The sequence below is a fragment of the Mesorhizobium sp. M0601 genome (genome assembly GCF_040320845.1).
Lineage (GTDB): Bacteria > Pseudomonadota > Alphaproteobacteria > Rhizobiales > Rhizobiaceae > Mesorhizobium.
Genome location: NZ_JAMYQK010000010.1, coordinates 16297 through 36837, shown reverse-complemented (window position 1 = coordinate 36837; position 20541 = coordinate 16297). Strand labels below are relative to the sequence as shown.

Genomic DNA, 20541 nt, shown 5'->3' with positions numbered 1-20541 from the left:
CATTGCTATGCCTCGGTGATGGCGACGCCACGCTATGTGGATGTCCCGCAAAGGCCTGCAGGGTCGTCCGATGAGGCCAAATCACGGGCAGAATGCCAGATCACGGACAGCATAAAGGAGCCCATTCGAGCGCCTTTTCCATTGCCCGCGGAGGCGGAGGCCTAACGTTGCGGCGCAGATTGGCATGTCGCCGGCATGGCCGCAATCAGCCTGCCTTCCCCTGAACTGGCATCCCGTCGCTGAAAAACCTGACGGATACGGAGGACCAAGTTGCCGGTGGGTACGGAAAGTATCGGACCCAAAGTTTCGCCAAGCAGTTGCAACCGAATTCATTAGCCGGCGTTAAAGTGCGGGTGATCTAGCGGGGCATGGGGAGGCTTTCATGCAGACGTATCTCGTCGAGCGTATGGACGGCGACGATGTTATCTCGGTGCGCGTTGTCAACGCGCCGAGTCCGTTCAGAGCCGCAGCTATGATGACGGGCGGGCGTATTACCTTCCGAACGTGGGAAAAGGATTGGATCCGCGTGACCGACGAAAATCGGGGACAGATCTATGCCTATTGTTTCGTCCCCGGCAGCTATTCCGATACCGAAGCATCGGCGGTATCGTCCGGAAGAACCACCGAATAGGCAATATGCCTGAATAGCGGCAATTCCATCTTCGACCCCACCTTGGTCTTCGAGCCCGCCTTGGCATGTGTCCGTGTCATGCGCACCACAACAGCCAGCGAGCCCGGCATGATTGGCTCTGCCGGCGGCTTGCGAAACAGGCGAAGTGACTAACCAAGCGTCATTGAGCGAAGATCGGGGCATCATCAGAATGATCGATGAAAAGATTGGGGCGGGGGGCGATAAGTGACCCTAATCTTAGCGTAGGCAACTCATGTCTTCGGCATATTTGGGATCAGAAGTCGCGGATCAGGATCTAGCGGTGGATTGTCAGACAACGACCTCGGATAATTGGTCAAGTGTCCCACAATACGCACTGGATCAGGGTGGTCCCGTACTGCGCCCATTTCAAAGATTGGGCGTCGATTTTACCAACATTGCGGCCTTCGATCACCTGAGAAATGTCGTCCGCCAGTACCCCGACAAGCTTGCAATCAGCGACGGCGCCAATCGTCTGACCTATTCCCAGCTCCTCCGGTCAGTCGAGACGCTGTCCCACCAGATCGCGGCGGCCGTCCCAGACGGACAGGCGATAGGGATTCTTCAGGCCAACTCGGCCTGGTATCCCATTGCCATGCTGGCAAGCATGACGGCTGGGCGGCCTTCGGTGCCACTCAACACGCGAGATCCTAGCTCGCGTATCCTTGAAATCGTGGCCGGGGCGCGGCTCTCAGCTGTCCTGGGCGAGGGCAATGTCCGACCCGATGGTTTGCCTCACCTGGTCAGTTGGATCGATGTGTCGACCAGTGCGGCCTCGCAGGCTGGGCAAGTGCCTCGTTCTTATTCCGTCTCGGTCGATGCGCCCGCCATCGTGCTTTATACGTCAGGGAGTACGGGCCGGCCCAAAGGCATCGTTAACAGCCAGCGCAGCTTGCTGTGCCGGGTCCAGCAATATGTCGATGCGTGCCACATCAACTCGGATGACGTTTTCCTGCCATTGACCGGACCGGCCACAATCGCCGGGTGCCGGGAGATTCTTGCTGCTCTTCTCACCGGCGCCACCTTGCATCTGGTCGAAGTCGAAGCGGTCGGCTTGCGCGCCGTTCAACGCCTGGTGCGATCCGAAGACGTGACAATCACCTATCTGGTGCCGGCACTGCTTCGCGCGCTTATGGCAGACGGACCTGCAGAAGCGTTCCATTCACTCAGAGTCGCCCGGATCGGTGGCGAGAAGGTGCCCTGGACCGACATCGCCCTGCTGCGCAAGGCCGTCTCTGATACGTGCCTTATCCAGATCGGTTATTCGTCAACCGAGACCACCGGCTCGCAATGGTTCCTGCCGCGAGACTGGCCAGAGCATGGAGATTCGGTTCCAGTTGGCTGGCTGCTGCCTGGAATCGCCTTCGCAATTGTCGACGAAGCGGGCCGCCGCGTTCAACCGGGCCGCAGCGGAGAGCTTCTGATCAGGAGCCCGTATGTCCTGCTTGGCCATTGGGAGGAGGGGGCGGTTGTGCCGGCAACATCAGACCCGCACGATCCAGGCCTTCGGATTTTCGCGACAGGTGACCTCGTTCGACTTGATGATCAAGGCCTACTGCACATCGTCGGTCGCAAGGGGCGCCAGGTAAAAATCAACGGTCGACGCGTCGAGCCAGCCGAACTCGAACGGGTGCTGCGTTGTGCACCCTCTGTCGCGGATGCCGTGGCAATCGTCACGGCCGCGAATGAGCTTGTCGCCTTTGCTATTCCTCGGCGCTCGGCCGAAGCGACCTTTTCGGACGAGCTTCGCCAGCTTGTCAGGACCAATCTGCCGCCGCCGCTGCGTCCCTTGCGGTTGCACACGATCGCCGAGATTCCGCGTCTGCCGAGCGGCAAAGTCGACATCACGACACTTGCAGAGATGGATCTTTCAGCCAGAGAGACAGCGGCGACCGCGCGTCCGCTCGAGCCGCAAGGCAAGCTGACCGCGCAGCAGGTCGTCCAGCGGGCATGGACCAGCATTCTCAATACGCGCGTAGCGGCAGGACGCTGGGATGACGCCGGAGGAGATTCGCTAAAGCTGCTGCACTGCGTCATGGAAATCGAAAGCGCCATCGGGCAGGAACTCGGCCTTGAGGCCTTCACCGTCGGGATGAGCCTGGAGCAAATGATCAAGGCGGTCGTGTCCGCCCAGGCAGGCGATCAAAGCGCGCGCGCCCAGAAGCACGACCCTCCCATTCTTTTTCTGTTCCCCGGGTCCGTCGGCTATGGCCCGAGCCTTGCTGCCTTTGCAGCAGCGATGGGCAAGGTGACCCGTGTTGCCCCGATCAGGTATCCGGCCTTGGCTATGATACTGCGCGGACAAGACAGCCTCGCCGATATGGCCGACGCCGCCGTCGACCAGATCCGCCGCGCCCAACCCTCGGGCCATGTACGACTTCTCGGCCATTCGCTCGGCGGCGCTGTTGCCTTCGAAGTTGCGGCGCGGCTGCTGGCAGCGGGGCGAACCGTAAAGTTCCTCGGCATCCTCGACACCAGCCTCGTCGGGGAGCGAAGCGCCCGCTGGGAGACGTTTACGCGCACAGTCAATCGAATTCGAACCAACCGCGTGTCCGCTTACCGGATGGCTTGCCGCGCCCTCGCGAAAGTTGCCGTGGCAATGAAGCGCGAGGCACAACTGGTCCAGTTTCTCGACCGCTTCGCTCAAGGACAGTTCAACGCGACGAGCTTTAGAACCAAACTAGAACTGCAAGAGGTTTTGCGCGCGCAAGCCTTCTTCCAGTGGGTGGCCGAGCCAAAGCCGGCTCTGCCGATCACAGGCACCCTGTTCCGCTGTGCTCGACCCGGAATGCCTCTGGCAATCGGCTGGGATAACGTCTTCGCCCATCTGGACGTGATTCCGATCGTCGGCAGCCACATCGATCTGGTTGTAGAGCCTCACCTTACCACCAATCGTCCCCTTATCGAGAAAGCGGTGGCGAAAACCTATTCGCCAATCGAGTCTCGCAAACTGGAGTACAAGCCATCGACCTGATCTCATCATTCGGCAAAGACGCCCTGGTGCTCGACGCTGGCGCGGAAGTCGATCGCATCGTCCAGATCTTGCGCCAGCAGGTCCTTGGCACGCTGCGACGTCGAGGCGTGGTTGTCGGCCTCTCAGGCGGCATCGACAGCTCCGTCGTTGCGGCGTTGTGTGTTCGCGCCTTTGGGAAAGGCAAGGTCCTCGGGATATTCATGCCGGAGCGCCATTCCTCCGGCGACTCACTGAGGCTCGGCCGCATTGTCGCCGCACACCTTGGTATCGAAACGATCCTGGAGGATATAACGCCGGCCCTGGAAGCGACCGGCGCCTATAGACGGCAGACCGAAGCAATCCAGACCGTCGTTCCCGAATATGGGGACGGCTGGAAATGCAAGCTGGTGCTCGCCTCGGTTCTCGAGAGCAACGGTCTCAACATCACGCGCCTCACGGTTCAGGACCCCGAGGGCAGGACCGACACAGTGCGCCTGCCGTCGGCAGCCTATCTGCAGATCGTCGCTGCAACCAACTACAAGCAGCGCCTGCGCAAGATGACCGAATACTACCATGCCGACCGCCTCAACTACGCGGTAGCGGGCACGCCGAACCGCCTGGAGTACGACCAGGGCTTCTTCGTCAAGCAGGGCGACGGAATTGCCGACCTGATGCCAATCGTCCACCTCTACAAGACCCAGGTCTACCAATTGGCCGAATATCTCGGGGTGGACGAAGAGGTCCGGCGCAGACCGCCCACCACGGACACCTTCTCGATGGCGCAGAGTCAGGAGGAGTTCTACTTCGCGCTTCCTTATTATCTGATGGATCTGTGCCTCTACGGCTTGAACCATGGGATCGCCGACGAAGACGTCGCTGAGGCAACCAGCCTCACGGTGATGCAGGTCCAGAAGGTTTTCAAGGATATCGACAGCAAGCGGCGCGCCGCACGTTATCTTCACGCGCGGCCGTTGGTGTCCTCTTCAATGGGCGAGGGCTAGGCGATGTGCGGCATCGCCGGAATTGTGTCGCTGAGCGCCGCAGCGGCGCCCCCTTCCCGGGATGCGCTGATACGTATGGCGGGGGCGCTGGCGCATCGCGGCCCGGACGAGCGCGGGCTTTACCGGGACAGACGTGCAGGATTGGCGCATGCCCGCCTGTCCGTCATCGATCTCGCAAGCGGCCAGCAGCCACTCGCCGGCGCGGGCGACACGATGTGGATCGTCTTCAACGGCGAAATCTTCAATTACGTCGAGCTGCGACAAGATCTGGTCGCGCTCGGTTATCGCTTCCGCACACGCAGTGACACCGAGGTCATCGTCCATGCCTATCATGCCTGGGGCGAGGCCGCCTTCGAGCGAATGAATGGGCAGTGGGCAGTCGCCATCTGGGACTCCGTGGCAGGTCGTCTCGTCTTGTCTCGGGATCGGTTCGGCATCTGCCCGCTGCACTTTTGCGAGCATGGCGGGCGGCTTTACTTCGCCAGCGAGGTGAAGGCCATTTTCGCGGCCGATGCGGATATACCCCGCGCCTTCGATCCAGCCGGCATCGATCAGACTTTCACACTCTGGACTGTCGCGCCGCCACAAGGCGTGTTTGGAGGAGTAAGCGAACTCACGCCGGGGCATGTCCGCATTTATGACAGCGGCGTCGTCCGGGAGCGGGCTTTTTGGAAGCCTGACTATCCAGAGGTTGACGGACCCGGCGATGATGAATTCACCGGCTCGCTTGATGACGCGGTGGAGGAAGTGCGCAGCGCCCTGGAAGCCGCGACGGCGCTCAGGATAGTACGCGCCGACGTGCCGGTCGGCTGCTATTTGTCCGGCGGGCTCGACAGCTCGCTGGTCGCCACACTGGGGAGACGCTTCGCGGGCGAGCGCTTCCAGACTTTCTCGCTGCGTTTTGCCGACGCCGAGTATGATGAGACGCATTTCCAGCGCCTGGTTGCCGGCATGGCTGGCAGTGACCATCATGAGGTGGTTGTTTCGCGCAGCGATATCGCTGGCATCTTCCCTGAGGTGATCTACCACACCGAGCGGCCAATCCTCAGGACCGCGCCGGCGCCGCTGTTCCTGCTCTCGAGACTGGTGCGCCAGCACGGCATCAAGGTCGTGCTTACCGGCGAAGGGGCCGACGAAATGTTCGCCGGCTACGATTTGTTCCGCGAGGGCAAGGTCCGCCGCTTCTGGGGACGCCAGCCCGCCTCGACGCGACGCTCGCGGCTGCTGGAGCGCCTCTATCCCTATCTCAGCCGCTCGCCGGTGCAGCAGCAGGCAATGGCACGCCAGTTCTTCGGGCGCGACATTCACGCCTGTGACGCGCCTGGTTTTGCGCATGGCACGCGCTGGCGTACCACAAGCGCCATCAAGCGGCTGTTTTCGGCAGACATGCGCGCCCAAACGGAGCGCCGCAACGCCGTGTCCGAGCTGCTTGCCCGCCTGCCGCCGGAGTTTTCGCGATGGGGCTCTCTTGCGCAGGACCAGTACATAGAGATTCAGACGCTGATGTCGGGATACCTGCTTTCCTCACAAGGGGACAGAATGCTGATGGCTCATTCCGTCGAGGGGCGCTTCCCGTTCCTCGATCATGAACTCGTGAGACTCGCGAATTCGCTTCCGGCCGCCTACAAGCTGCGCGTGCTCGATGAAAAGCATGTGCTGAAGCGCGTAGCGCAACCGATCGTGCCGTCGGAAATCGTCACCCGCAAGAAGCAGCCTTACCGGGCTCCCAACGCGCTTTGCTTTGTCGCAGATGGCGCTCCGGCCTACATTCGCGAAGCACTTTCGGAGGCGGCGCTGCGCGAAGCGAACGTCTTCGATCCCAAGTCGGTTACCCGGCTGCTGAGCAAGTGCCAGGCCAGCGCCGGCGGCGGCGACCTGTCCAACTCCGACAATATGGCGCTGGTCGGAGTGCTGTCGACGCAGCTTCTCCATCGGCAATTTATCGCGAGCCGTCCAAGTGGGGCCCGCACGCTCAAGCTCAGCATCGATATCGACCGCGAACACCGCGAAGAGGTGCTCGCATGATGCATGGCGCCGTACCGCTCCTGCACGACTATCTCACCCACTCTGCCAGCCGGCTCGGCGACAAGGTGGCCCTAGTGTGCGGCAATCAACGCGTCACTTATGGCGATCTCGATATGCGTTCGAACGCCATAGCGCACCATTTGACCGATGCCGGAATTGCGCGTGGCGATCGCGTGGTGGTCTTCGCCGACAACACTGTCGAGGCCGTCATTGCGTTCTGGGCGGTGCTCAAGGCCAACGCCGTGGTGTGCATCGTCAATCCGCTCACCAAAAGCGACAAGCTTGATTATCTGCTCAACGATTGCCGCCCGACGGCACTGATCACCGACAAACACCTGCACTCGATTTTCAGGGAGCCGGCGCGGAATTGCCCATCGTTGCGCCGCATGATCGTCTCCGGGCCGATCGAACACAGCGACCTGCAAGAATTGCCGCATGCTGTGCGCTGGGACGCCGCGGTCGCGGCAGCCCGCAGCACGCCGCCCTGGCGCCGCTGCATCGACATCGATCTCGCTGCGATCATTTATACGTCCGGCTCGACGGGCGAGCCCAAGGGCGTGATGCTGACGCATCGAAACATGATCGCCGCGTGCGCCTCGATTTCCTCATACCTGGCGCTTGCCGAAGACGAGGTGATCCTCAATGTCCTGCCGCTCGCCTTCGACTACGGTCTTTACCAGATGATCATGACATTCGGCGCGGGCGCCCGGCTGGTGCTTGAGCGCTCATTCGCCTTCCCGGCGCAGATCCTTGGGCTGATCAAGCAAGAAAGGGTGACGGGTTTTCCCGGCGTACCGACCATCTTCGCCGCACTCGGGGAGCTCAGGTCTCTCAGGGATCAGGATTTTTCGAGTATTCGCTACGTCACGAACACTGCGGCCGCCCTGCCGCTCAAGCACATTCTCCTGCTGCAGGAACTGTTTTCTGGCGCCCGCATCTATTCGATGTACGGCCTTACCGAATGCAAGCGCTGCACCTACCTGCCGCCGGAGGATCTGGAGCGAAAGCCGTCGAGCGTCGGGATCGCCATCCCCAATACGGAAATGTGGATTGTCGACGAGCATGACAGGCGGGTCGGCCCCGGCATCGTTGGTCAGCTCGTCATCCGCGGAGCGACGGTGATGAAGGGCTATTGGGGCAAACCGGAGGCGACAGCCAGGAAGCTCAAGCCCGGCCTGCTGCCGGGTGAGCAGGTCCTATACACCGGCGACTACTGCCGGATGGACGCCGAGGGCTACCTCTACTTCGTCGGTCGCGGCGACGAGATCATAAAATCGCGCGGAGAGAAGATAGCGCCGAAGGAGGTGGAAAACGTGTTGATGAACATTGCGGGCGTACGGGAAGCCGCGGTCATCGGCGTTCCGGACGAACTGCTCGGGCAAGCAGTGAAGGCATTTGTCGTGATGGAGCAGGGAAGCATGATCGGTGAAAAGCAGTTGCAGAAAGAGTGCCAGAGACGGCTGGAAAACTTCATGGTTCCGAAGTCCATCGTCATCGTACCCAGTCTGCCGATGACCGACACGGGTAAGCTCAAAAAAACGGCCCTGTCATGAGTCGGTACCAGGGCGAAGTTGATCAGCATTCATCTTTTGTACCGGAGGCGAAATAAATGTTATCTACCAAGGATAGAACCGATACCTGCAGCGAACAAATTCGCGCTTTCCTGGCCTCGAATTTCTATATAGCCGATCCCGAGAGCCTGGAGAGCGACACCTCGCTCCTCGACCAGGGCATCGTGGACTCGACGGGTGTGCTCGAGGTTATCGGCTTCATCGAGGAGACCTTCGGCATCACGGTCGAAGACAGCGAGCTGCTGCCGGAGAATCTCGATTCCATCGAGGGAATTGCGCAATACGTCATGCGCAAGAGAAACTGACGCAAGAGAAACTGATTTCCGAAATCTCGCGCAACTCTGTTTCAACTTCCCGGCCGTTTCTAGCCGCGACAGCGCGTCTACCTGCCGCGGCTGCGATGCTTACGCCTGCGCCCTCGTACGTCCCACAACCACCCTGACCTCACCGGCCTGGTTGGTGACTGCCCGGATACTCTCATAGGCCTTGGAACGCTCGAGCAAACTCATGACCTGCCGATCCTGGCCAAGCCCCACTTCGAAAAGCAGGATGCCTCCGCGCCGCAAATAGCGCGGCGCCTCCTTGAGCACCCGCATGTGGATGCTCAGGCCGTAGGGGCCGGCTGCGAATGCTTCACGCGGCTCGAGCTCGACCAGATGCGAACGGTCGCCCTCGAGCCGTTTTTCCGAAATGTAGGGCGGGTTGCAAACGATCACGTCGATCGTGCCGTCGAGCTCCAAGCCTGAGAAGGCGCTGAACAAGTCGCCCTGAAGCACCGTTACCCGGTCCTCGATTTTAAGATGGGTGACGTTGCGGCGCGCGACCTCCACGCATCCGTCGGTAAGATCGCTTGCCCACACGCGCGCGGTGGGAGCGTGGTGCGCGATGGCGCACGCCAGATTGCCCGCCCCACAGCACATGTCGACAACGCGAGGCACCGGCAGGTTCAGTTGGCTCAGGACATCGAGAGCGGCCTTGCCGAGCAGTTCCGTTTCCGGCCGAGGAACAAGCGCACCGGGCGAGACCAGCAACTGCAATCCCATGAAGGTGCTGCGCCCCCTGCCGTAGGCATCGGCAACATTGATCTCTTCGCTCACGACACTCGCCTCCCCGATTTAGCCGGCGTTGGTGGCCGACGTACCGATGAAGTGTATCTCAAAACCGTTTAACTCTCGATCGACAAAATCAAAACCCATCCGTCGCCAGACGCTTTGAAGCCTTGATGCTACAAAGATGATCATAAGCTTCTGCCGGGTGTCATGATTAGGAATATCTCCTTACCTGACCCGGTTATCCCCAGCCTGGCGAGCCAGTTGCCGAATTCTCAGCCTGGCGTCACGATTTTGCTACATTTTAATCAAAGAAGGCACGTATGTAAGCAATTCGTAATGTTCAGCAGCGGGGCGGGGCTGCTGCTTCCCGGAAGGTTAAAGTTTGTCCCTCATCGAAAGAATCGACGAGATTGCGCGGCAATTTCGCGTCAACGAGCGCACATCATGAAGTCGACCAAAGGGCGCTCGCTCGATCTCCGCTCCGCAATGTTCGGCTGTGTGCACGGCCTCGTCGGCGTAGGCGTTTTCTCGGCATTGATAAATATCCTCGCCTTGACCGGCTCCGTCTACATGCTCCAGGTCTATGACCGCGTGCTGCCTTCGCAGAGCGTGCCGACTCTTATCGGATTTACCGTCGGGATGCTGGGACTTTACGCGGCCTATGGGCTCCTCGATTTCGTGAGGCTTCGCCTGTTGGTCCGCATCGGCAGCCGCCTGCATAGAAATCTGCAGCAAAAAGCGTTCGCAGCCTCGCTTTCCCTGCCCCTCGTCGCCGGGCCGGATGCGAACCGGGTACACCCGCTTCGTGATCTGGACCAGCTACGTGGCTTTCTTTCCGGGCTCGGGCCGACAGTCTTGTTCGACGCTCCCTGGATACCATTTTATATGGTGGTCATCTATCTGCTGCACCCCGCGCTTGGCGTGCTGGCAACGCTCGGCGCATGTGCCGTTGTGTTTTTGACGGTGGTTGCCGAGATCATCGGCCGCAAACCAGCGGCTCGTGCATCTGAGACACTCGTAGCGCAGCGGCTTCTGGCCGACTCCGGCCGCCGCAACGCAGAGGTTGTTCAGGCGATGGGCCTTTCCGCCCCGCTTAGCCGGCGCTGGAACGAGGTCAGTCATCTTTATCTGAAGAACCAGGAACGGCTCTCCGACGTCGTCGGCGCAGCAAGCTCACTGTCGAAGACGCTCCGAATGGCCCTGCAATCATGTGTGCTGGGGCTTGGTGCCTACCTTGTGATCGGCGGCGAGGCCTCGCCCGGCGTGATCATTGCATCGTCCATATTGCTGGGCCGCTCGCTGGCACCGGTCGATGTGGCGATCGCAAACTGGAGAGGGTTTCTGGCAACCCGCAAAAGCTATTCCGAGCTGGCGGCAGCCCTGGATGCTTTTGATAGCCAGCAAGAGCCAATGGAACTGCCCGGCCCGAAGGCTGAGCTTGCGGTCGAGGAATTGACCGTCGCGCCACCAAGCCTGCAGAAGCCCACCATCTTCAATGTAAGCTTCCGCTTGGCGAGAGGCGCAGGGTTGGCGGTCGTCGGCCCGAGCGGCTCCGGCAAGACCACGCTCGTGCGCGCTTTGGTCGGCGCATGGAAGCCGCTTCGTGGCACGGTAAGATTGGACGGCGCCTCGCTCGATCAGTGGAACTCAGAACTGCTCGGCATTCATATTGGCTACCTGCCGCAGGACGTTGAGCTGTTCGACGGGACGATCGCCGACAACATTTCGAGGTTCGGCGGTAAAAGCGACGCAAAAGGCGTGCTGGCAGCTGCCAAGGCTGCGGGCGTGGACAAGATGATCATGCGTCTTCCGCAGGGTTTTCAAACACGCATCGGAGAAGGCGGCGCGGCCCTTTCGGCTGGGCAGAGGCAGCTCGTCGGGCTTGCCAGGGCACTTTACGGCGATCCATTCCTCGTCGTTCTTGACGAACCAAATTCCAATCTGGATGCAGACGGTGATGCTGCTTTGGCCGGCGCAATCCTGGCAGTGCGTCGGCGCGGCGGTATCGTGATCGTCGTTGCGCATCGCCCCTCCGCTCTCGTCAACATCGATCAGGTACTCGTCCTGTCGAACGGGATGCTCCATTCGTTCGGCTCGCGCGAAGACGTTCTGGCAAATGTGGTCCGGCCCTTCCCGCGCCCGGACAAGCCAAACATTGTCGTTCCGCTGCAGCACGGTGCAAGCGGGCATGCGTGAGGTATTGCTTAGTGTCTAACGTGACCATGTCGTCATATGCTGCGGTTGGCGGCGAAGGCCCGCCGACCGGGCAGAAGCCGCAGCCGGATGGGATTCGAGCCAATCTACCCTGGGGTACTCTGGTCCGGAGCCTAGCAGCACATTGTCGTTCCGCCGCACAAGGGTGCAGCCGGGCATATGCGAGGTATCGCTCTGCTGTTGCCGTGTCATACGTCGCAGCCGGTGGCGAAGGCCGTTCGTTGGAGACGAAGCCAGAGCCGGATGGCATCCGGGCCAATCTGCTCTTGGGCCTGGCAACCAGCTTGCTGTTGATCTTTGGCGGAGGGCTCTGGTTGGGATTGACCAAGATTGCCGGCGCGGTGATTGCGCCCGCAACCGTGGTGGTCGAAAGCAACATTAAAAAAGTCCAGCATCAAACCGGCGGCACCATCGGCGGAATCTTCGCTCAGGACGGCGATCATGTGAAGGCCGGCGATGTGTTGGTCAGGCTGGACAACACATTGACCCGAGCAAACCTGCAGATAGTCACCGAGGACCTCAATCGCGCCACCATTCGTCTGGCCCGACTGGAGGCCGAGCGCCAGGGTCTGCCGGAAATGCAGACCCCGCCCGACCTTCGCGCTCAAATGGGCGACCCGCAAGTGGCGGCACTTGTCAGTGGCGAGCGTGCCTTGTTTGAAAGCCGTGCTGCGGCGCTGGCTGGCCAGAAGGCACAATTACAAAGCCGCGCGAAGCAGCTGGAACGTCAGATCGATGGCCTCAAATCGCAGCAGTCTGCAACGGACGAGTCTCTGGATCTGCTGACCAAGAACCTTGCGGATGTCGAATCTCTCTACGCAAAGAAGTTGGTGTCCAAGGAGAGGTTGAGCAATGTCAGCCTGGACAAGACCCGGGCTCGCGGCGAATCGGGACGCCTTGTCGCAGCGATAGCAGAGGTCCAAGCTCACATCAGTGAAACGGACCTGCAGGTGCTTCAGCTCGACGAACAAATGCGGAGCGACGTGACCAACGAACTTCGCGAAACGGAAGCCAAGCAGACCGAGCTCAGTGAGCGCAAGGTGGTGGCCGAAGACGAACTCAGCAGGACAGATATTCGTGCCCCGCAATCGGGCACAGTACAAGAATCCTCGGTCCATACCGTAGGAGGCGTGATTGGCGCGGGAGAGGTGCTCATGATGATTGTGCCCGATTCCGACAACCTTGTCGTCGACGCTTCCATTCCTCCGTCGCGTATCGACGAGATTCATCCCGGACAGCAGGTGTCGATCCGCTTTCCAGCGTTCGACGCCGGCACCACACCTGCTTGCGAAGGCTCGGTCAAGCGCGTCTCAGCGGATCTGATCAAGGATCAGCAACGCCAGCTTTCCTTTTTTTCGGCGCGTATCGACGTCGAGAATGAAGCGACGTGCCTGACAGGAGAGAAAATCCTCAAACCGGGCATGCCCGCCGAAGTCCACATAAGAACCGACGAGCGCAGTGTCTGGTCCTACTTGATGAAGCCCCTCACCGACCAGTTTTCCAGAGCTTTCAGGCAGTAAAGCGGTTGCCACACTCAACCGACAGTGCGGCGGCCGATTGGATCGGGGCGCAGCCGATCTATCGGGTCGCCGCATTTTCGAGAGCGCTGCTGAATCTGACCTCGATCGTGTCTCCCGGCATGACCTCGGTGTCTTCTTGGGCAAGCTGTTTTCGCCATTCTTCGCCGACCTTGCGAATGATCGTGACCTCGGCCTGGATCGTTTCGCCGGCAACCGGCAACGGCAGAGCGGCCGCTCCCGTGGGCTGCAACTTCTGGCTGGCGGCGCGAAGTCTTGCGCCAACGTCGGCAAGACGCACGTTGGTATCCTTCAACTCAGTCAGCAGACCCATTCTTCTTTGGTTGACATTGCGTTCGTGCTGTCTGGTAAAATCGTCCTGCTGACGTCGTGCTCTCATAAGCTCAACCGACGTTTCGAGTGCCCGGCTGGAAGAAAGAACCAAAGCGCGCCGGACATCGGCAAGCCGGGTATTGGTTAGATTTCCGGACTCAAACGCTTTCCTTACGCGCGCCAGCTCGTCTTCGTCCGCCTTCACTCCATCCGCTTCGGCCTGCTCGCGCTTGAGCAGGGTCTCGGTTTGTGCAGCAGCATCCTTGCCACTTTTTTCGAGAAAGCCCTGCTCTTGCCGGAAGTTGTCCAACGAGAGCTTCAGCCCTTCCGCTTCAGCCTGCGCGATCGCCGACGCAAAACTTGCCGGCAAGGGAGATCCTTGTGGTGGCTGCATGTCGAAAGTCGGTTTGTCCTGAAGTTCGGCGCGGATGCGGGCGCTATGAAAATAATCTCTCGTATATTCCCCCCAAAGCGACTCGTAATCGCGCCGCAGATCCACCGGATCCGGGCCAACCTGGTTTGCCCGGGACCGCAAAAGGCTGAAACCGCCTGACACGGCAATCGCCTGCCGCACGGTCATCAGCGGGCGGTAGGCCTGCTGTCCGGGAGTGAGCACGTCGCCGGTCACATAGATCGGCCTGTACTCCGCAACCACGGCGGTCACGTCTGTCGGCTTGATGACGATCATTTGCTCCCGCCCATCAGGCAGACGCTGGTGGAATATCTTGGTCGGCAAGATCGTCTGCATGCGCGTTTGCAGTTCAGCCGGAGTTAAGCCCCCCACCGAAACCATCCCGACTTCGGGAAGCGCGATCGTGCCGTCCATCTGGACCACCGCACGTTGCGTTCGCTCCGGGATGGAGGCAATTCCAATCTCGACGGTGTCGCCGGCAGAAAGTCGATAGGCGACCCGCGGTTCCGCTGCAGCAGCCGTATTCATGGCAGCCAGCATACCGAACACGACAAGAAGCATTCGATCAACGAGGACCATTGGCGGCAATCTCCTTCTGGTTCGACCGCGGCTCTTCCGGCCAATCGAGACGGGTGACGAATTCGTAGACCGGCCCGCCAGGCACGCCCCAGTTGCTCGACCAGATTACCTGTGAGCCGTCCGGGGATGGCGAGGCATGGGTCTCGCTCCAGTAATCGGACGGGACGTTGTGAGTTTGCGTGACGCGTCGAACCTCCCCGCTGCCGTCGAGGCGAAGCGCGATCACCTCTCGCGCATATGGCGCCCAGTCGGGATTGGCAGATATCTCTTCCGGCTTGCCGCCATAGCTTACGAACACCCAACCGCGCCTGTCCAATGCCCGCAGGGATGCATGCTCGGCTTCGCCAAACTTCATAAGTGAGGTGACCTTTCCGTCGGCCAGCCTCCTTTTGATGACGTGATATTTGTCAGGGTCGGACTTGCTGATGCCCACGAAAACTTCGCTGCCATCTTTATCCACCGTCATATCGCCATGGCCGGGGCGATGATGGTCAGTCCACCTCTGCCGCAACGTCCCGTCGACGGAGAAAATAGCCCGCTGCTCTGTGTCCTCGTTCACATTCTGAAAGCACAGGATGTTCGCTCCGAGCGGGGAGATCGAGCAGGCGCTGACGGTTCCGGCAAGCTGAGCAAGATCGATGTCCGGAAATTTCCGGCGCTGCTTGAGATCATAGGCAAATACAACCATCGCGCCATCCCAACGGATTGCGCGCACTGCTATGCGATCGCCGTCACGGCTGGGATTTCCTTTGGACGGCCCGAACTGAAGATCACGATAATTCGATGAAACGAACAGGACGTCTTCGCGATTGGTCCGCGGCGCCCAGGTCGAAATTTTCCGGTCCTGAACGCAGATCATCAGATCGGCATTTTGCGGATGCCATTCGCATTCAGCCGATCGAGCACGACGGAAGAGCGGGACATAGGTCTGCCCGTCGAAAAAGCACATGCCATTGCAGCCGTTGGTGATGACGAGGAGAGTCTGGTCCGAATTCCAGGCCTGGGCGCTGGAATAACGGTGGCTGCAGAATTTTTTCTCGCATACGACTCCATTCCCAAGGGCCCCAGGCTTGGTAATGCGCATGAAAATTGTCCCGAAGGCTGGGTCGGTCGCGGGTTGGAGATAATCGGGCAAGTCCATCGTCACTGGCGCAACAAATTGTCTCGACGCGCTGCTTTGCCGACTGCCTGCCACGGTCAAATCCAACGACAAGGCAGCCGCAATCAACAGAGCCAATCCTCCCGGGCGAAAGCTCATGTCATGTAGCCCATCTCGTGTCGCACCCGGCCTTCGCTGAGGCGCCCTTGCCACCATCCGATGGTCCGCTCCAGGCCTTCGCGCAGGCTGGTCTGGGCACGCCATCCAGTCTTGCTTTCGAGGAGCGAAGAATCGGCCAGCAAGGCACGCACCTCGGAATTCTGCGGCCGCAGGCGGCGCTCGTCCCGGTGGATTGGTTTCTTGCAGCCACTCAACTCGATCACCAGATCCAATATGTCCGAGATCGTCACGGCGCGCTGGCTTCCGGCATTGTAGGCATGGCCAAATTCGAGCTCGGCGGAACCTGCGGTCAAAAACGCCGCCGCGGTGTCTTCCACGAAAGTAAGATCGCGGATCGGGCTTGTGTCTCCCACCATGATCGCCGGGCATTTCTTGTCGAGAGCCTGGCGTATAATGGTCGGTACTATGGCCCGCTCACTCTGGCGCGGGCCGTACGTATTGAAGGGCCGCATGATAACCACAGGGATGTCGAACGATCTGGCGTAGGACTCCGCCATCATGTCCGCGCCGATCTTGGATGCCGAATATGGTGACTGTCCCTGCAACGGGTGCGATTCGCTGATAGGCATTGTCAGCGCGGTGCCATAAACCTCGCTTGTCGAGGTGTGCACCACACGCTCCGTATCCCATTGGCGCGCCGCTTCGAGGACGTTGACCGTGCCCAGGATGTTCGTTTCTACATAGGACTGGGCCGCGGCGTACGAATATGGGATAGCTATCAGTGCGGCGAGATGAAACACGACCGCCTGGCCACGCACGATCCGGTTAAGGAAGGCGCTGTCACGAACATCGCCGCGGATGAGGTTCAACTGGCTTCGAATGGTGTCCGGCAAATCGTCCAGCCAGCCGTGGCTGTCGAAGGAATTGTAGAGAGCCAGCGCAGTGACGTCCGCGCCGCTACGGACGAGTGCTTCGGTGAGATGCGACCCGATGAATCCGTCGGCACCGGTAACCAGAACTTTCCTGCCCTTGTATGCCATGACCCAAGCGTTCCCCCTATGACGTGAGGCACTGACTTTGCAAATCCACGAGAGTGCGGGTGTTCCACCTGCTCTCAAGTTCCGATCGGCGACGGCGAAACCACCCCAAGCACCGCCAGCAAGCCGCGCACCATCCACACAACATCGGACCCGATCGTGCGCTGCGGATAATAGGAAAGGTCGAGCCTGGCTTTGGCAGGAAACAGAACCTGGCGATAGAACAGTAGCGGGTCCATCGATCGCGGATAGAAACGGGCTTCATGCCGGAAGAGAACCTGGGCTGGACCCAGCAAGCCTGGCTTGTATTGTAAAATGTCTTCGAAGCCCCCGCGAAAACAATCGGCGAAGGCAAGGCTCTCCGGGCGTGGCCCGATGATTGCCATCTCGCCTCTGAAGACGTTCCAAAGCTGTGGCAGTTCGTCGAACTTGGTGACCGCGAGGAACCGTCCTATCGGCGTCATGCGGCTGTCATCGGCCATGGTCAGAGCCAAGCCACCGGGGTCACATTGCACGCTGAACTTGCGAAACTTGTACATGCGGAATGGGCGAGCACCGGCCCCGACGCGGGTCTGTGTGAAGAAGATGGGCCGACCGCCTTCCAGCAGCAGCGCCACGGCAATCAGCAGCATCAGCGGGGCGAAGACGATCGCCGCGGCTGCAGCAATGACGAGATCGATTGCTCGTCTCGCAGACCCATGGGCGGCGCTCGAGCCGTTAGGCCTGTGAATGGCTAGGTCCAGGGCATTCATGCGGCTGTTCCTGTCTGAGCGCAGTTATTGACCGCCGCGGCAAGAGCGACCACCACCGTTTCGACCAAAGGTGCGGTGATCTGCGGATGCAGCGGTACAGTCAGTTCGCGCTGGGCGAAATCTTCAGTGCGCGGTAAGTGAGTACCGGGAATGAGCTCACAATAGAGCGTCATCTGGTGCACCGGCGGGTAGTGGATAGTGGTTTGTATCCCTTGCCCGCGCAGTGCGTCGATGACGTCTTGCCTGTCGGCGTAACGTGGCAAAAGGATAGGCATGATGTGGTAGGCCGACGTCCGCGGCTCGTGGAACGGGATGGTCACGGCTGGGCAATGCTTCGCTATGAGACGACGATACAGCATGACCAGGATACGCCTGATCTCATTCCACTCCTGCAGATTTTGCAGCTGGACCAGTCCGATCGCAGCCCGCAATTCATCCATGCGATAGTTGAATCCGAGCATGGTGACATCATACTGAGGGGTGCGGCTGTTCAGCCTTTGACGTGTCCCGGTGGTCATCCCATGTCCACGCGCCTGGCGGATTGTCTCGAGCAGACCGGCATCCCTGGCGATCACAGCCCCGCCTTCCGCCGTGGTCATGTTCTTGTTGCCGTAGAAGCTGAAGGCGGCCGCGGCACCAAATGTCCCCACCTCCTTCAAGCCCGGCGCATGCGCGGCGTCCTCGACGATGTGCAGCCCCCGGGCACGGGCGAACCTCTGCCATTGTTCCCGATCGGCGAGGTAGCCGGCGAAATGAACGAGAATGATTGCCTTGGTGCGGGCCGTGCATTTCGCTTCGGCTTCCACGATCGACATCAGCGGCACGTCGGCTGACTCGATGTCGACGAAAACCGGCGTCGCACCGACATAGAGGACCGCATTTGCGGTCGCCACGAACGTCAAGGATGGCACCAGCACCTCGTCGCCCGGTCCGATGCCAAGTGCGTGCAAAATGAGATGAAGCGCTGCGGTGCAGGAACTGACCGCGACGCAATCCTCCGCATCATGAACGTCGGCAAAAGCTTGTTCGAAGGCTCGTACCTGCTCCCCCATGGTCAGCCAGCCGCTGTCGATGACCCTGGTCAAAGCAGTCTTCTCCGGCACACCCAAGATCGGGGCACTGACCAAGAGCATCACAACCTCCTAGACTGATAACTGTGGGAACCGGGCTCGTGACTTCATCATCATCATGCAGCCGTCGCAGTGACCTCGATCGAGGCCGACTGGTCTTCCCAGGAAATGGTCTGTGCGTTCTGAAAATCGTCGACGCGCCCGATATCGAGCCAGAGACCCTCATGCTTGTACACGTGCACGGTTGTGCCGTTCTGCATCATCTGCAGCATCAGGTCGTCGAACCCAAAGGGTATGCCGGATGGGATAAACTGCAGAACATCCGGGTTCATGCAGTAAATTCCCATGCTGACCAGATGCGAAAGCGTCGGCTTCTCGCGAAAGACCTGCACGGTATTGTCGACTTCGTCGATGACGCCGAAATCCATCTTGATCAGGCGACAGGCTGTTGCGATCGTCACTGGATCGGTGTGCTTACGGTGCGCTGCTACAAATCGACTGAGGCTTAGATCCGTGAGGACATCGCCATTGAGAACGATGAATGGCTCCGTCAGTTCATCCCTGATCAAAGACAGTGGCCCGATGGTGCCAAGCGGCTCCATCTCCTGCGTATATCGAATTTTCAGGTTCCACTGCGAGCCATCTCCACACACGGTGCGGATCAAGTGGCCGAGATACCCGGTTGTAATATAAACTTCCTGAATGCCGTTGCGTCGCAACCATTTCAGAAGCATCTCGAGAACCGGCCGTGCGCCGATCGGCATGAGCGGCTTCGGCAAGACCGAAGTGAAGGGGCGGAGGCGTGTTCCCATTCCTCCACATTGAATAACCGCTTTCATCCTGGTCCTCCCTTGTTCATTCGGCCTGAACGCCATCGTCACGGGCCGGCTATCCTGCCCTGGTCAGCACCCGGGAAACGCGTTCTTGTCCCCTCAGAAGAACCGGTGAGATTTCCCGTAGAAGACCGGTGAGATTACTCCACTGTCCGCTGATCCGGACATTGCATCTGGATGGTATGTGGCCGTCAGGGTGGATGTCGTCGTGCATTCGAATGGTAACAATTCAGCCGTTTTGCTGTTCTATATCTTTAGACCTATAGCACTGCTGAACGACCGGCCGGTCTGTCAGCTGTCCAAAAGGTCAGAACGTATGTTCGACGACGTTCGGCGGGTTTCGCTCACAAGGGGCAAAAAAAGAGGAGCGTTTCCCGTCATTTAAGATTATATTAGAAATCTGGCGTTTGCGGTGTTGGGGGTGCCGCAGCGTCGGCTGGATGAATCGACGAGTGGATGGCCACGATTTTCAGGCCATTACCGTTCAATCCATTCAGATAGGCGTTGGGGTAGTTCAATGTATCGAATCGTCATCGCCGACGATCACGGCTTGTATCGTCGCGGCTTGCGATTGGCACTGACCGCAGGCATTCCAGGTGTGGAGATCTTTGAAGCGTCCTGTTTCGACGCGGTGCTCAGTTTGCTGGCAGAGCAGTCGTTCGTGGATCTTGCGATCCTGGATCTGAATATGCCGGGCCTGTTCAATCAAGAAGTGCTCGGCGGGATCCTGTCTGCCTATCCGGACACGCGATTTGCGATCGTTTCCGGAAACGATTCACGCTCGGAAATACTCACGGCTCTGTCGATCGGGCTTCACGGCTACATCGTAAAATCGCAGACGGACGAAGAGGTTGTTCTGGCCGTCAATGAAATCCTCTCCGGCCGCATCTATGTTCCTGCACTTCTGTCACGCCCGGGAGCGACGCAAACAACCCACGCGCATACCCATTCCGACGACAAAGGCCCACAGAGGCGTACCGCTGGCGTCAACCTTGGCAGGCTGACTTCGAGGCAAAAGGAAGTCCTCAAGCTGATGGCGGAAGGCTATTCAAACAAGGAAATTGCGCGCGATCTGGAAATCGCGGAGGCGACCACGAAAATCCACGCTGCTGCGGTTCTGCGTGAATTGGGGGTACGCAATCGGACCGAGGCTGCCGTTATGCTGAAGACTTGGCTTTCGAGACATGCCAGCTAGAGCGCCGCGTCCTTTTGGACGTGCAAACGGCGTCGCAAGACTCCTCATGCATTTTACTGCATATCCCAAAGCCGCGGCGCAGCTTTGGGCCGACGACATTCTTGGAAGGAACCCTGCGCATCTCAAAGG

16 protein-coding genes are annotated in these 20541 nt (G+C 59.8%); 9 read left to right on the top strand and 7 right to left on the bottom strand.

Annotated features, from left to right (window positions below; genetic code table 11):
* Positions 1-382 precede the first annotated feature (382 nt).
* The 6 genes from NKI41_RS12130 to NKI41_RS12105 all read left to right on the top strand — a co-directional run bounded on the left by NKI41_RS12130 (position 383) and on the right by NKI41_RS12105 (position 8504).
* The gene (locus tag NKI41_RS12130) at positions 383-631 is read left to right on the top strand and encodes a hypothetical protein (RefSeq protein WP_352683162.1); all 249 of its coding nucleotides are present in this window, start codon (positions 383-385) and stop codon (positions 629-631) included.
* Between the two features lie 253 nt (positions 632-884).
* Entirely contained in the window at positions 885-3623 is a 2739-nt protein-coding gene (locus NKI41_RS12125; RefSeq protein ID WP_502901205.1) for an AMP-binding protein, read from the top strand.
* Positions 3620-4603 (top strand): NAD(+) synthase, encoded by a 984-nt coding sequence (gene nadE / locus NKI41_RS12120; protein ID WP_352472523.1) that lies wholly within the window; start codon positions 3620-3622, stop codon positions 4601-4603. Before NKI41_RS12125 ends, nadE begins: the two co-directional genes overlap by 4 nt.
* Positions 4604-4606: 3 nt before the next feature.
* Complete coding sequence (asnB, locus tag NKI41_RS12115) at positions 4607-6628, top strand: asparagine synthase (glutamine-hydrolyzing) (protein ID WP_352683158.1); 2022 nt, start codon at positions 4607-4609, stop codon at positions 6626-6628.
* On the top strand, positions 6625-8181 hold the full coding sequence (locus NKI41_RS12110) for a class I adenylate-forming enzyme family protein (RefSeq protein ID WP_352683156.1): 1557 nt from the start codon (positions 6625-6627) through the stop codon (positions 8179-8181). Before asnB ends, NKI41_RS12110 begins: the two co-directional genes overlap by 4 nt.
* Before the next feature lie 56 nt (positions 8182-8237).
* Positions 8238-8504, top strand: coding sequence for an acyl carrier protein (locus NKI41_RS12105; RefSeq protein ID WP_023675628.1), 267 nt, complete (start codon positions 8238-8240; stop codon positions 8502-8504).
* A 99-nt stretch (positions 8505-8603) separates the two neighbouring features.
* Here the strand turns inward: NKI41_RS12105 and NKI41_RS12100 are convergent, their stop codons facing one another.
* Complete coding sequence (locus NKI41_RS12100) at positions 8604-9296, bottom strand: N5-glutamine methyltransferase family protein (RefSeq protein ID WP_352683154.1); 693 nt, start codon at positions 9294-9296, stop codon at positions 8604-8606.
* 399 nt (positions 9297-9695) lie between these two features.
* On the opposite strand from NKI41_RS12100, the gene NKI41_RS12095 reads away from it, so the two are divergent.
* Both NKI41_RS12095 and NKI41_RS12090 read left to right on the top strand, forming a co-directional pair.
* Positions 9696-11447, top strand: coding sequence for a type I secretion system permease/ATPase (locus NKI41_RS12095; protein ID WP_352472473.1), 1752 nt, complete (start codon positions 9696-9698; stop codon positions 11445-11447).
* A 239-nt stretch (positions 11448-11686) separates the two neighbouring features.
* Positions 11687-12985, top strand: a complete 1299-nt coding sequence (locus NKI41_RS12090) for an HlyD family type I secretion periplasmic adaptor subunit (RefSeq protein WP_352472472.1) — start codon at positions 11687-11689, stop codon at positions 12983-12985.
* 58 nt (positions 12986-13043) lie between these two features.
* Here NKI41_RS12090 and NKI41_RS12085 read toward each other — a convergent pair whose 3' ends face one another.
* From NKI41_RS12085 to NKI41_RS12060, 6 genes are all read right to left on the bottom strand, one after another.
* On the bottom strand, positions 13044-14306 hold the full coding sequence (locus tag NKI41_RS12085; protein WP_352541721.1) for a polysaccharide biosynthesis/export family protein: 1263 nt from the start codon (positions 14304-14306) through the stop codon (positions 13044-13046).
* Positions 14293-15564, bottom strand: coding sequence for a hypothetical protein (locus tag NKI41_RS12080; RefSeq protein ID WP_352683152.1), 1272 nt, complete (start codon positions 15562-15564; stop codon positions 14293-14295). The genes NKI41_RS12085 and NKI41_RS12080 overlap by 14 nt, the downstream gene beginning before the upstream one ends.
* Positions 15561-16565: an SDR family NAD(P)-dependent oxidoreductase gene (locus NKI41_RS12075; RefSeq protein ID WP_352472469.1), complete on the bottom strand. Its 1005-nt coding sequence runs from the start codon at positions 16563-16565 to the stop codon at positions 15561-15563. The genes NKI41_RS12080 and NKI41_RS12075 overlap by 4 nt, the downstream gene beginning before the upstream one ends.
* 74 nt (positions 16566-16639) lie before the next feature.
* The gene (locus NKI41_RS12070; RefSeq protein WP_352472468.1) at positions 16640-17314 is read right to left on the bottom strand and encodes a sugar transferase; all 675 of its coding nucleotides are present in this window, start codon (positions 17312-17314) and stop codon (positions 16640-16642) included.
* Positions 17311-18447 (bottom strand): DegT/DnrJ/EryC1/StrS family aminotransferase, encoded by a 1137-nt coding sequence (locus tag NKI41_RS12065; protein WP_352683150.1) that lies wholly within the window; start codon positions 18445-18447, stop codon positions 17311-17313. Before NKI41_RS12065 ends, NKI41_RS12070 begins: the two co-directional genes overlap by 4 nt.
* A gap of 53 nt (positions 18448-18500) precedes the next feature.
* On the bottom strand, positions 18501-19223 hold the full coding sequence (locus NKI41_RS12060) for a nucleotidyltransferase family protein (protein ID WP_023675619.1): 723 nt from the start codon (positions 19221-19223) through the stop codon (positions 18501-18503).
* 511 nt (positions 19224-19734) lie between these two features.
* Here NKI41_RS12060 and NKI41_RS12055 point away from each other — a divergent pair.
* Positions 19735-20412, top strand: coding sequence for a LuxR C-terminal-related transcriptional regulator (locus NKI41_RS12055; RefSeq protein ID WP_023675618.1), 678 nt, complete (start codon positions 19735-19737; stop codon positions 20410-20412).
* The last annotated feature ends 129 nt before the right edge of the window (positions 20413-20541 follow it).

Coding starts and splice junctions, on each gene's coding strand:
- NKI41_RS12130 (WP_352683162.1), top strand. CDS start 383: ATGCAGACGTATCTCGTCGAGCGTATGGACGGCGACGATGTTATCTCG.
- NKI41_RS12125 (WP_502901205.1), top strand. CDS start 885: ATGTCTTCGGCATATTTGGGATCAGAAGTCGCGGATCAGGATCTAGCG.
- asnB (WP_352683158.1), top strand. CDS start 4,607: ATGTGCGGCATCGCCGGAATTGTGTCGCTGAGCGCCGCAGCGGCGCCC.
- NKI41_RS12110 (WP_352683156.1), top strand. CDS start 6,625: ATGATGCATGGCGCCGTACCGCTCCTGCACGACTATCTCACCCACTCT.
- NKI41_RS12105 (WP_023675628.1), top strand. CDS start 8,238: ATGTTATCTACCAAGGATAGAACCGATACCTGCAGCGAACAAATTCGC.
- NKI41_RS12095 (WP_352472473.1), top strand. CDS start 9,696: ATGAAGTCGACCAAAGGGCGCTCGCTCGATCTCCGCTCCGCAATGTTC.
- NKI41_RS12085 (WP_352541721.1), bottom strand. CDS start 14,306: ATGGTCCTCGTTGATCGAATGCTTCTTGTCGTGTTCGGTATGCTGGCT.
- NKI41_RS12080 (WP_352683152.1), bottom strand. CDS start 15,564: ATGAGCTTTCGCCCGGGAGGATTGGCTCTGTTGATTGCGGCTGCCTTG.
- NKI41_RS12075 (WP_352472469.1), bottom strand. CDS start 16,565: ATGGCATACAAGGGCAGGAAAGTTCTGGTTACCGGTGCCGACGGATTC.
- NKI41_RS12070 (WP_352472468.1), bottom strand. CDS start 17,314: ATGAATGCCCTGGACCTAGCCATTCACAGGCCTAACGGCTCGAGCGCC.
- NKI41_RS12065 (WP_352683150.1), bottom strand. CDS start 18,447: ATGCTCTTGGTCAGTGCCCCGATCTTGGGTGTGCCGGAGAAGACTGCT.
- NKI41_RS12060 (WP_023675619.1), bottom strand. CDS start 19,223: ATGAAAGCGGTTATTCAATGTGGAGGAATGGGAACACGCCTCCGCCCC.
- NKI41_RS12055 (WP_023675618.1), top strand. CDS start 19,735: ATGTATCGAATCGTCATCGCCGACGATCACGGCTTGTATCGTCGCGGC.